9 protein-coding genes are annotated in these 12,362 nt (G+C 64.8%); 5 read left to right on the top strand and 4 right to left on the bottom strand.

Going from position 1 to position 12,362, the window contains the following annotated elements; all coding sequences use genetic code 11:
• Window positions 1-113: 113 nt before the first annotated feature.
• The 5 genes from Q0105_RS01280 (at window position 114) to Q0105_RS01300 (ending at window position 7,082) form a co-directional block, all read left to right on the top strand.
• Entirely contained in the window at window positions 114-1,334 is a 1,221-nt protein-coding gene (locus Q0105_RS01280; protein WP_298207916.1) for a PepSY-associated TM helix domain-containing protein, read from the top strand.
• Window positions 1,331-1,531: a hypothetical protein gene (locus Q0105_RS01285; protein ID WP_298207918.1), complete on the top strand. Its 201-nt coding sequence runs from the start codon at window positions 1,331-1,333 to the stop codon at window positions 1,529-1,531. The genes Q0105_RS01280 and Q0105_RS01285 overlap by 4 nt, the downstream gene beginning before the upstream one ends.
• Before the next feature lie 148 nt (window positions 1,532-1,679).
• Window positions 1,680-2,402, top strand: coding sequence for a TonB-dependent receptor (locus tag Q0105_RS01290; RefSeq protein WP_298207920.1), 723 nt, complete (start codon window positions 1,680-1,682; stop codon window positions 2,400-2,402).
• Between the two features lie 293 nt (window positions 2,403-2,695).
• Entirely contained in the window at window positions 2,696-4,840 is a 2,145-nt protein-coding gene (locus Q0105_RS01295) for a TonB-dependent siderophore receptor (RefSeq protein WP_298207922.1), read from the top strand.
• Between the two features lie 64 nt (window positions 4,841-4,904).
• Window positions 4,905-7,082: a TonB-dependent siderophore receptor gene (locus Q0105_RS01300; protein WP_298207924.1), complete on the top strand. Its 2,178-nt coding sequence runs from the start codon at window positions 4,905-4,907 to the stop codon at window positions 7,080-7,082.
• A gap of 286 nt (window positions 7,083-7,368) precedes the next feature.
• On the opposite strand, the gene Q0105_RS01305 is transcribed toward Q0105_RS01300, so the two are convergent.
• From Q0105_RS01305 to Q0105_RS01320, 4 genes are all read right to left on the bottom strand, one after another.
• Window positions 7,369-8,352, bottom strand: a complete 984-nt coding sequence (locus Q0105_RS01305; protein ID WP_298207926.1) for an IS5 family transposase — start codon at window positions 8,350-8,352, stop codon at window positions 7,369-7,371.
• Between the two features lie 116 nt (window positions 8,353-8,468).
• A complete protein-coding gene (locus tag Q0105_RS01310) occupies window positions 8,469-9,185 on the bottom strand; it encodes a class I SAM-dependent methyltransferase (protein WP_298207928.1) in 717 nt (238 codons plus the stop codon).
• Window positions 9,186-9,364: 179 nt separating this feature from the next.
• Window positions 9,365-10,594: a hypothetical protein gene (locus Q0105_RS01315; RefSeq protein ID WP_298207930.1), complete on the bottom strand. Its 1,230-nt coding sequence runs from the start codon at window positions 10,592-10,594 to the stop codon at window positions 9,365-9,367.
• A gap of 240 nt (window positions 10,595-10,834) precedes the next feature.
• Window positions 10,835-12,274 (bottom strand): NAD-dependent succinate-semialdehyde dehydrogenase, encoded by a 1,440-nt coding sequence (locus Q0105_RS01320; RefSeq protein WP_298207932.1) that lies wholly within the window; start codon window positions 12,272-12,274, stop codon window positions 10,835-10,837.
• Window positions 12,275-12,362 lie beyond the last annotated feature (88 nt).

The following is a 12,362-nucleotide window of genomic DNA, read 5'->3' on the forward strand; positions in this document are numbered from 1 at the left end:
AACCACTCCTATTTCTTTGCACCTTCTGCTGCCTCCATTGCCGCTCCCGCGCAGTGGGGTGGTGGTCGTGTGGGTGTGCGTCGGTTCAACCTTTGCGACCCCACCCTCGCCCCATGCTGAGCCCCACCGCCCTGCGCCGTTGGAGCTGGACCCACAAGTGGTCCAGCCTGGTCTGCACCGTCTTCATGCTGCTGCTGTGTATCACCGGCCTGCCGCTGATTTTTCACCACGAAATCGGACACCTACTGGGCACCGAGGTCGAGGCGCCTCACATGCCTGCCGACACGCCGCGCGCCAGCCTCGACAAGGTGCTGGCGGCCGCGCAGGCGCTGCACCCCGAGCGTGTGGTGCAGTTCGCATCGCAGCCCGAAGACGACGACAAGCTCTGGTTCGTCACCCTCACGCCCACGCCCGCACCCACCGAAGACTTCAAGTCCGTTGCGGTAGATGCGCGCACGGCCCTGGTGCTGGGTCAGCCGCGTTTTGACGAAGGCTTCATGTACGTGATGTTCAAGCTGCATGTGGACCTGTTCGCGGGCCTGCCGGGCAAGTTGTTTCTGGGGTTCATGGGCTTGCTGCTGCTGGTGGCCATCGTCACGGGGATGGTGCTGTACGCGCCTTTTATGCGCAAGCTGGCGTTTGGCGAGGTGCGGCGTGATCGCTCCACGCGTGTGAAATGGCTGGACCTGCACAACCTGCTGGGCATCGTCACGCTGGTGTGGGCGTTTGTGGTGGGTGGCACGGGCATGATCAACACGTGGGCCGATCTGCTCATCAAATACTGGCAGTACGACCAGCTCTCGGCGCTGCTGAAACCCTACGAAGGCCAACCCACCGTGCCCACCGCAGAGCGCGGCCCGCTGCAGCAGGCGCTGGAGGTGGCACAGGCCCAGGCGCCGGGCACCAAGCTGTCGTTCATTGCGTTTCCGGGCACGGCATTCTCCAGCCCGCACCACAACACGTTTTTCCTGCGTGGCAACGAGCCGCTCACCTCGCGCTTGCTCAAGCCAGTGCTGGTGGATGCGCGCACGGCCGAGGTCACGGCCACGCCCCAGTTGCCGTGGTACCTGACGGCACTGTTGGTGTCGCAGCCACTGCACTTTGGCGACTACGGCGGCATGCCGATGAAGATCCTGTGGGCACTGCTCGACATTGCCACCATCGTGGTGCTGGGCAGCGGGCTGTACCTGTGGCTGCGCAAAGGCGTACAGGCCAACAGCGCCAGCAACAACACCATCGCCACGCCTACCGCCACCGTGCAAGGCCCCAGCCTGCCCACAACAGCTGCTGCGCGCACCAGCGGCCCGCTGCCCCGCACCGAGGGCCGCGCATGAAGCCGAACCCATTCTGGTCGCTGTGGGGCGGGCCCATCGCCATGGCTGTGCTGACCACCACCGGCCTCATCACGGCCCTGGTGTCCGACACCTGGGGCGACTGGTGGTCTTGGGTGGGCCTGGGCATTCCGGTGGCGGTGATGGGCTGGTACTGCTGGCCGCGCGGGCCGTTCCACAGCACCAGCGTCGATTCCTGACGCACCCCCAGCCACCCAGCGCCTGACCACCGGGCGCAGGCAGCCAACACCTCACCGCAGCGCATGCCGCCCCGCCACATGCGGGGGCGAAGCTCTGCGCGCTTGCCTCTTTTTATTGTTGACTGAAACCACCGAAAGGAAAACCACCATGCCATCGTCCCTGCACCTCAAAGCACCAGTGCTCGCCACCCTGCTCGCCTGCGCCTCGCTCACCGCCCACGCCCACCAGGTGTGGCTGGAGAACACCGCAGGCCAGGCGCGTCTGCACTTTGGCGAGTTCAACGAGAACCTGCGCGAAGCCTCGCCTGGCCGCCTGGACCAGTTCAAGGGCGTGCCTGCGCTGGAGCAGCGCACCGGCACCACAGCCCAGCGCGTGGATGGCCAACTGCGCAAGGACGGTTTTCACTACACCGTGACCGGCACACCCGACACGCTGTTCGCCGCCGCCACCTACCCGCTGGTCGACCGCAGCAAGCGCAACCTGGCCACCATGCACTGGCAGCCTTCGGCCCGCTGGGTGGCCAGCCTGGCGCAGCCTGTGGCCCCCACCGCCCCGCTCGACCTGGTGCCCACGGGCAAGCCCGGCCAGTTCAAGGTGGTGTTCAAGGGCGCGCCCCTGGCCAAGGCCAAGGTGCAGCTCGCCGCCCCCTCGGGCTGGACGCGCGAAGCCGACACGGCCGAAGACGGCACCGTGAGCTTCGTCACCCCCTGGAAGGGCCAGTACGTGGCCGAGGTGAAGCACAGCGATAAGACGCCCGGCGAATTGCAGGGCGAGAAATACGGCGAGGCCAGCTACGTGACCACGCTGACTTTTGTGCTGGCCGACGGCATGGCATCACCCGCGCTGCCGCCCGCACCCCAGGGCCACTGAGCGCCTGGGCCGCTGCCCGCCCCTTTGCTGGCTGGCGCCTGCGGCGGGGGTGGCACGGTCACGCTGATTACTTTATGCATCCCATCGCCTGATTGGCGACTTGCCTCAGACGTCATGTCCCTTTATCCGTTCGGGCTGAGCTTGTCGAAGCCTTGCACGCTCGGGGCAAGCCCTGGCTTCGACGGGCTCAGCCCGAACGGATGCTGGGGTCTCTGAGACATGTAGCCAATCAGCTCTCATCGGCATCTGGCGCTTGATAGAAGAGCGCAGATAGCTACCAAATAGATAGCAAAATGATCCAACCCAATCTCCTGCGCACTGCCGTTGCCCAGGCCGCACTGCTTGCTGTGTGCGGCAGCGCACTGGCGCAAACCAGCGCAGCGCCAACCCCCACCGACACGTCAGCAACAGCAACCACAACGCCCGCCCCCTCGCTGCGGCAGGTGGATGTCGTCGATTCCACCGCTGGCGCGGCTGCCACGCCTGCGCGCCGCGCGCAAAGCAGCTCGCGCCTGGGCCTGTCGGTGCTGGAGACGCCGCGCTCGGTGAGCGTGATCGACGGCGCACTGCTGGAGCAGCAAATGGCCACCACCGAGCGCGACGTGCTGCGCAACGCCTCAGGCGTGTCCTCGCGCAGCGAGTATTTCGGCTCGTATTCGCAGTTCGCCATTCGGGGGCTGTGGGCCAACAACACCTACAACTACCTGCGCGACGGCGCCAAGTTCGTTCACCTGCTCGACCCACCGCTGTTCAACATCGAGCGTGTGGAAGTCATCAAAGGCCCGGCCGCACTGGAGTTCGGCCAGGTGGCCCCCGGCGGCCTCGTCAACTATGTGAGCAAGCGGCCCCAGGCCGATCCGCTGCGCACCGTGAAGATGGGCGCAGGCAGTTACGGCTGGCGCAGTGCCGAGTTCGACCTGACCGGCCCGCTCAATGCCGATCGCACGCTGCGCTACCGGCTGGACGGCGGCGCCAGCCGGGGCGGCAGTTTTGTGGATGGCAACACACCGCGCAAACAAGGCGTGGCGGGCAGCCTGGAGTGGCAGGTCACGCCCGACACCGTCTGGCGCGCACAGGCCGAGACCCAAAGCATTGAAGGCATTTCCGTCGCAGGCCTGGCGGTGCCCGACCCCAAGAACCCGCGCAGCGCCGACACGCTGCCCGTGGGCGCCTTCTACGGCGAACGCTGGCTGACCACCGACGGCAATCTGCGCTTTTATTCCACCGAACTGCAGCACCGCTTTGCCAACGGGCTGGAAGGCCGGGTGTACCTCTCGCGCAACGAGACCCACCGCAACGTGAAACTGCCATCGCCCATAGGCCCCGTGACCAACGGCAAGGTAGCGCGCGGCTACTTTATCGCGCCAGGGCAAGAATATCCGTCCGACACCGCACTGGCCGAGCTGCGGGCCAAGGTGCAGACCGGCCCGGTGCAGCACACGCTGCTGGCGGGCATGGACTGGCGCAGTATCCAGGGCATCTACGGCGCGCGCGCCACCGGCAACCTGGGCCCCATCGACCTGTACAACCCCGTCGCGGGCCGGGTGCCGCCCGTGGCCGCCACCGGCGTGCCTCGGCTGGCATCGGACGCACGCAACACCGGCGTGTTCGTGCAAGACCGCATGGTGCTGGGCGACTTCGGTTTGCTGCTGGGCCTGCGCCATGACCGCCTCAAGGACGCCTACACAAAGCCCGCCACCGACGTCAACAAGACCCAGCCCAGCGCAGCGCTCAGTTGGGAGCCCCGCGCAGGCAGCATGTTCTATGCAAGCCATGCGCGCTCGTTCCAGGCCAACTCCGGCACCTTGCTCTGGGGCGACCGCGCCGCGCCGCCGTCAGAGGGCAAGCAGTTTGAAGTGGGCTGGAAGCAAGAATGGCTGAACCAGCGCCTGATGACCACCGTGTCGGCCTTCGACCTGGAGTTGACCAACGCCCCCGCCAACGACCCGGCGCACCCCGGCTACTCGGTGCTCACGGCGCGCCAGCGCGTCAAGGGCATCGAGCTGGAGCTGCAAGGCCGCATCACCCCCGGCTGGACGGTGACCGCCCAAACCAGCTTCCACGACCCCAAGGTGCTGGCCGACACCACGGCGGGCACCAACGTGGGCAACCGCGTCGAGAGAGCCACGCGCCGCACTGCATCGCTGTGGACGCAATACCGCGTGCCGCAACTGCCCGGCCTGTGGGTGGGCGGCGGCCTGGTGCACCAGGGCGACAAGTTCACCGCCAACGACAACAAGTGGCGCCTGCCCGGCTACACCGTGGTGGACCTGGCCGTGGGCTACCAGTTTGCGGGCGGCGTGCGGCTGCAGGCCAACCTCAAAAACGCTGGCAACCGCCGCTACTACATCGACGGCTCCGCCACCGCCGCAGGCTTTGGTTCCGTCTCGCCCGGCCAACCGCGCAGCCTGCAGGTGTCGCTGGACTACACGTTCTGATGACAGCGCACGCGCCCAGCCACTGCCCCTTTTTTCTTTTTCTAACCCTCGGAAAGATAGCGCCATGAAACCTGGCCTCACCGCCTGCCGCACCGCCATCGCGCACGCGGCACTGCTTACACTGTGCGGCGCCGCACAGGCACAACAAGCCACGCCCGCGGGCACCGCAGCCCCCACCGCCGAAAAAGCCCTGGCACCCGTCACCGTGAGTGCGGGCAACGAGCGCGAAAGCCCCACCGCCCCCGTCACAGGTTTTGTAGCCAAGCGCGCGCTGTCGGCCACCAAAACCGACACGCCCCTCATCGAAACCCCGCAGGCCATCAGCGTAATCACCCGCGACCAGATGGAAGCCCAGGGCGTGCAAACGCTGCGCCAGGTCACGGCGTACACGGCAGGGGCGGTGTCGAACTATTTCGACAGCCGCCAGGACAGCTTCAAGGCACGCGGCGGCGACGTAACGCAATACCTCGATGGCATGGTGCGCTTCATCGGCTACTGGAACGACACCCGGCCTGACCCGTACACGCTGGAGCGTGTCGAGTTCCTGCGCGGCCCCTCGTCGGTGCTGTATGGCCAGGGCAGCGTGGGTGGCGTGCTCAACCTCACCAGCAAACGCCCACAGGCCGAAACCCTGCGTGAAGTGCAGGTGCAACTGGGCAGCAACGCACGCAAACAAATCGCCACCGATATGACCGGCAAGCTCACGCAGGATGGCGAATGGCTCTACCGCCTGGTCGCCGTGGGCCGCGACAGCGACACGCAGGTAGACCATGTGCGCGACGACCGTGTGGTGATCGCCCCCACCGTGACCTGGAAACCCAGCGCAGCCACGTCGCTCACGCTGCAGCTCACGCACCAAAAGGACAAGAGCGGATCGCTGATCGGCTTCTTCCCCTGGCAGGGCACGCAGTTGCCCAACCGCTTTGGGCAGATTCCTACTTCCACCTTCATCAGCGAGCCAGGCTGGGACCGCTACAACTCCGAAGGCACGTCCTGGGGCTACCTTTTCAGCCACCAGATCGACAGCGCCTGGACCGTGCGTCAGAACCTGCGCCGCAGCGTAAGCAACGTGGACTACCGCACGCTGTACACCAGCTTTACGGCCAATGCCGCTCAGGGCCGCCCCAGCCGCCCCGTATTCAACGCCGACAACCGCACCGTGCTGCGCGATGCCTCGTGGACGCTGGGCAACGCGCGCATGCTGCTGGTCGATACACAGGTCGAGGGCAAGCTGCGCTGGGGTGACACCGAACACACCGTGCTCGGTGGCCTGGACGTGCAGCGCAACCACTGGGGCCAGCAAAACTGGCGGTCAGTGGCGCCCGCCATCGACGTCTACAACCCCGTGTACGGCAACTTCACAGCGCCGTCGGCATCCGCCCTGGCACGTTTGCCCAGCGTGGCGCAGCGCCAGTTGGGCTTCTACGCCCAGGACCAGATCAAGTGGGGCCGCTTCACGGCCACCCTGGGCCTGCGCCACGACAACGCCAAGAGCGACACGGAAGGCCGCCCCGCTTCAGCGGTGAGCGACAAAGCCTGGAGTAAACGCGCTGGCGTCACCTACCAGATGGACGGTGGCTGGGCGCCCTATGCAGGCTACTCCGAATCCTTCCAGCCGCTGGGCGGCGCCAACGCTTACGGCACCCCCTTCAAGCCCCAGCGCGGCGAGCAATGGGAGGCGGGCGTGAAGTGGCAGCCGCCCGGCCAAGGCATCAGCGCCTTCGCCGCCGTGTACCAACTGCGCGAGAAGAACCGCAAGACCTCCGACCCAACCAACCCGCTCAACAGCCTGCAGATCGGCGAGGTCAAGGTCAAGGGCTTCGAGGCTGAGGTGCAAGCCAGCCTGGCGCGCCAGTGGGACTTCACCGTAGGCTACGCCTTCACCGACGCCAAAATCAGCCGCAGCAACGCGGGCGACCAGGGCCTGCCCGTGGCCAGCGTGCCCAAACACACCGCATCGGCCTGGCTGAGCCACCGCTTTGCCAGCACGGGCCGCGGCGGCTGGACAGTGGGCGCGGGCGTACGCCACACCGGCTCGCAATGGAGCGGCACCAGCGCCATCAGCACGCCCGCCGCCACCCTGGCCGACGCCATGGTCGCCTACGACGCAGGCGACTGGCGCGTGGCCTTCAACGTGGTCAACCTGACGGACAAGGTGCACATCACCCAGTGCCTGGCGCGGGGTGATTGTTTCTATGGGCAGGCGCGAACGTACACGCTGACGTCGACGTACCGGTTCTGAAGTGGTTGGAAGATTCTGGCCTGAAGAACTTCAAGCCAGAATGGGCTCTTGCGCTTATTAGATAAGCGCAAGAAGCTATCAAAACAGGAGCAAGCTCCAAGCCACGGTTTGATTGTGAACCGGGTTTTTCTGGCTATGCGTACGCCTTAGGGAAGCTCTTCACGAATCGGTTGTGACTGTGCCACCACGGAGCCCGAGCTAAAACTGCGTTCGCCTTGCGTAATTCGGTGGGCTCAGCACCCGTGCGGGTGCCGCGCAGGGGCCATTTGCCCTCGGTCTTGGGGTCTTACGCCCCTTGGACGCGCACCTGCCCCATCGCCATCAACTTGTGCCTTGCCATCCACAGGTTTGAGAGCGCAAACAGCGTGACGATCTGCGCCGTGTTCTTCTTGAGCCCCCGGTAACGCACCTTCACGTACCCGAATTGCTGCTTGAGCACTCTGAAGGGATGTTCCACCTTGGCCCGAATGCTGGCCTTGATCTTCTCGTGCTGCTCGATCAAGGCATCCACTGCGTTGTCTTTGTCCAGTGCCTGGCGCTTGCTGCGCTTCATGGCAATGTGCCAGCGTACGTCCTCTGTGGCGTCAGGCCGCTTGTCCGCCCCCTGGTAGCCCGCATCACCAAAGGCGTCTGTCTCCTGCCCGTGTAGCAGGCTGTTGGCTTGCACCACGTCACCCACGTTGCCACTGGTGCCCCGCACCGTATGCACCAGGCCTGAGTCTGCATCCACACCAATGTGGGCCTTCATCCCAAAGTACCATTGGTTGCCCTTCTTGCTTTGGTGCATCTCTGGATCGCGCTCGCCGCTTTGGTTCTTGGTGGAACTGGGAGCGGCAATCAGCGTGGCATCCACCACCGTGCCTGCTTTGAGCTGCAGCCCTTTGGCTTGTAGTACGGCATTGACCGTGTCCAGGATCTGATCTGCCAGCTTGTGGCGCTCCAGCATGTGCCTAAAGCGCAGGATGCTCGATTCACTGGGGATGTGTTCGTCCCAGCGGGACAGGCCTGCGAAGTCCCGAAAGGCTGGCACGTCGTGCAGGGCTTCTTCCATCGCCGGGTCACTGAGCTTGAACCATTGCTGCATAAAGTGGATGCGCAGCAAGGTTTGCACTGCAAAAGGCTGCTGGCCCCGGCGCCCGCTCTCGGGCGCGTAGGGCTCGATCAGCGAGACCAGTTCAGCCCAGGGAACCACCAGTTCCATCGAATCGAGAAATTCGCGCTTGCGGGTGCGCTTGGTGGTGTTGCTCAGGCCCAGGCTGCTTTGCTTCATGCCTGTATTGTCCGGGCTTGGGGACTCACCAAGCACAGACGTTGAGGATTCGTGCAGAGAATCCTTAGTGGGAGTTTTAGCTCTCCGCCGAACCAGCCGAAACCCATGTACACCACTCAGGCATCGGCGCGCAGCTTCAGCATTCCTCTTGGCCCAGGCTCAACGCTGCACGTTAGACCCAGATCCGTGGCCATGGCAACAATCGCCCCTGGGTATAAGCGGCATTTCTGATAGCTGCTGACCCGCATACGCCAATGGTCTCCGTCACGTTCGTGAACAATGTCGTGGACCAGCACATGCTCGGGCAGTTCTTCAAGATAGCAGGTGTGAATGCGGCAGTCGTCGCTGCGCACCGGAATGAACCTGTTGTCTCCTGTTGGCAGGGTTCGGTAGTCGCGAAACGTGGCGAGGAACGTGCCGCCGGGCCGCAGAGAGGCAGCAACCGCACGAATCAGTTGTTCGACGTGACTCTGGGTGGGAAGGTGGGTCAGCGTATCTCCCATGCACAGAATCAGGTCGGGGCTGTCGCGCAAGTGGGATGGAAAGTCGAGCAGGTCCGCCTGAACCATTTGCACCGCCTGGCCTGGGCTGCACAGTGCGAGGTGGGAAAGCAGCTCTTGTGACGTGTCCACGGCCAGGACGGATGTTCCTGCCCGGGCCAGAGGAATCGTGTGCATTCCGAATCCCGCGCCCAAATCAACGGCATAGCGAGCGGAGCCCAAGAATTCTGAAACATCGCTCGCGCCCAAAGCAAAAGCATGCTCCAGGCCGCCGGCCATCCAGACGTAAATTGGCGCGAGAAAACCGGCGTAGTGTTGAGAGACGGAGGTCACGAGAGAGGCCTTTTGTTTTCTGATGCCCAGCGTGGTGAAGGCATGACCGGCCAGCCACGCAACCTGCAGGTGTCGCAGGACTATACGTTCTGACCAAATCCGACCCTACCGCCCACGGGAATGCGCAGGCAGCACCGTTCTTTTTCGTTGCAGTTAGTTTCCTGAGCCGGCGCGCCGGCTCAGCGGAAAGCCCTTGCCACGGCGGCAAACTGCGGCGCGGGCGAGGACGGGGCATCCACGGACGCCCGGGGCAACGGCGGCAACACCAGTTCGCAGGCGCTGGACGCCACTCCGCGCGGGTATTCGCGTGTGCAGTCAATGCAACCACCGTCGGCATAGACGCCCTGGGCATCGCGCATGCGCATCATCTGCTGCAACACTTGCTGCGAGGCCTCGGCCTCAGCCTGCGTGCGCCGCAGGCACGCCTCAACCAGCGCCTCGTCCATCTGCAACTCACCCGCGTTATCCATCACCACACCATGGCGCCAGTGGTAGATTTCAAGGCACTTGGACTCCAGCGTGAAAGGCCGGTCACGCTGCCAGAAGTTACTGAACAGACCACCGCCCATGTAGATGACCCAGGAACCCTCGTAGCCCGTCACATCCGAAGAGCGCTCATCAGGGTTGCGAAACCACAGGCGGTCGCCGGGTACGTAGTAGCGTGCGGGAAGCGGCTGCTCCATGCTGCCGTACTCGACCAGGAAGACGTCATGAAACAGTGCAGACCGTATGGCGTGCTGTTCGTTGCGAACCTGCAGTTGCTCGAGCATGCGTGGATGGTGCTCGGCCACCTCCTCTGCAATACCCAGCAGGATCACGTATTCGGTGGCGCGGTAGCACGAGAAATCGTAGAGCTTGCCCGTTGCCTCGGGCTGGGTGGCACAAACCAGCGCCTCAATCAGCGGGCTACCACGGCGGAGCAGGAAGCCGTTGTCTTCGTCGTAGTGCCAATAGGCCTCGGGCCGCTCGGCAGCCTCGGTCTTGAATGCCAGCGCCGTCTTGCGCGCAGCCAAGGCGATGTTCCGGCGCACCCGCACCTGAGACATGAGGGCATCCACGCTGGGATAACCAAAGCCTACGGGCGAAGCGAGCAGCGCGATCAAGATCTCGCGCTCCAATGCCTGCGGCCCGTCCAGGCCCACCCAGGTCTCTTGTACCCGCAGATGCAGGTCCAGCGTGTCATGCTCAGGCGCCCAGCGTTGCGCCGCGTCGCGCGCGAGGGTGCATACCAGCACATGGCCGCTCATGGTGAGCAGCGTTTCAGTGCGCGTGTCACTCTGCAACCCGAATGCCAGCAGCAGCGCATCGAGTTCAACGCGGTTGCGCATGGCCTGCGCCATGCGCTTGCTGGCGAGTTGCACACCGCCGCGGAAGGACACACAGGCGTCACGTGAAGATGGGCAGTCCATACCCCTATTTCCGGGCATGGTGACCAAAATCACAATCAGGGCTTTCACCCACCCATGTGGTGAACAGGATGGCCGGGGCCGGTAATGCGATGCCCGAGGGTGCCGCACGGGCACCCACTGGAGGCACGGGCGCCAGGGCTACCGGCTACACGCGTGCCGCACCATCACTGCCCTGCGCGAGATGGATTGCGCCGCAGACAAAAGCCCCGGCCTCGTCCGTCCACTGCGGCAACAAACCCGTCACACGTTCATGATCGACACCAGGCGCGTGTTCATGTGCGCCTCGATGGCTTCAGGGCCACCTTCGGAGCCATAGCCCGAGTCCTTCAAGCCACCAAACGGCAGCTCGGCGGCAGGGGCTGCGGCCTGGTTGATCCACAACATGCCCACTTCCAGGCGCTGGGCCAGCAGGTGTGCATTTTTCAGCGAGCGGGTGAAGGCATAGCCCGCCAGGCCGAACGGCAGGCGGTTGGCTTCGGCAATCGCGTCTTCGATCTTCTCGAACCCGCGCACGGCGGCCACGGGGCCGAAGGGTTCTTCATTGACGATGCGAGCCGACAGGGGCACATCGTTGAGCACGGTGGGCTGGAAGAAGTTGCCTTCGGTGCCGATGCGTTCGCCGCCCGTCACCAGTTGCGCACCCTGCTGCACGGCATCGACCAACAGGTCGGCCATGGCGGTGATACGGCGGGGGTTGGCCAGGGGGCCCATCTGCGTGCCAGCGGTCAGGCCGTCGCCCACCTTCAGGCCCTGCGCATATTTGGCAAAGGCCGCCACGAAGTCGGCGCGGATGCTCTCATGCACCAGGTAGCGGGTGGGCGAGATGCAGACCTGGCCCGCGTTGCGGAACTTGGCGCCGCTTGCGATCTTGATGGCCAGCTCCAGGTCGGCGTCTTCCGCAATGATCACGGGGGCATGGCCGCCCAGTTCCATGGTCACGCGCTTCATGTGTTTGCCAGCCAGGGCCGCCAGTTGCTTGCCAACAGGGGTGGAGCCGGTGAAGGTGACCTTGCGGATGACGGGGTGCGGGATGAGGTAGTTGGAGATTTCTGCCGGGTCGCCATACACCAGCCCCACGGTGCCTGCGGGCACGCCCGCATCGGCAAACGCGCGGATCAGCTCAGCCGGGCTGGCGGGGGTTTCTTCCGGCGCCTTCACCAGGATGGAGCAGCCTGCAGCCAGCGCGGCGGCCAGCTTGCGCACCACCTGGTTGATGGGGAAGTTCCAGGGCGTGAATGCTGCCACGGGGCCCACGGGGTCCTTCAGCACCATCTGCTGGGCCTTGAGGTTGCGCGATGGCACGATGCGGCCATACACGCGCAGGGATTCGTCGGCGAACCATTCGATGATGTCGGCCGATGCCATGGTCTCGACCTTGGCTTCAGCCAGGGGCTTGCCCTGCTCCTGAACCATGACGGCGGCAATCGCCTCGGCGCGTTCGCGCATCAGCGCAGCGGCGCGGCGCATGGTCTTGGCGCGCTCGGCGGCGGGGATGTCGCGCCAAGCTTCAAAGCCCTTTTGGGCGGCAGCAAGCGCCAGGTCCAGATCCACCTTGCTGGCGTGGGCCACGCGGCCGATTTCCTTGCCGGTGGCGGGGTTGAACACGGCGATGGTTTTGCCATCGGCGGCGTCCTGCCACTGACCGGCGATGAAAAGTTGGGTGCTGGGATAGCTGCTCATGCAAAAGGCTCCTGATGACGAACGGTAAAGCGGGCAACGCCTGGCCAGACCAGACGCAAACCACACACTATAGGCGCCAGCGCGCAGG

It is taken from the genome of Acidovorax sp., assembly GCF_027492855.1.
Lineage (GTDB): Bacteria > Pseudomonadota > Gammaproteobacteria > Burkholderiales > Burkholderiaceae_C > Acidovorax.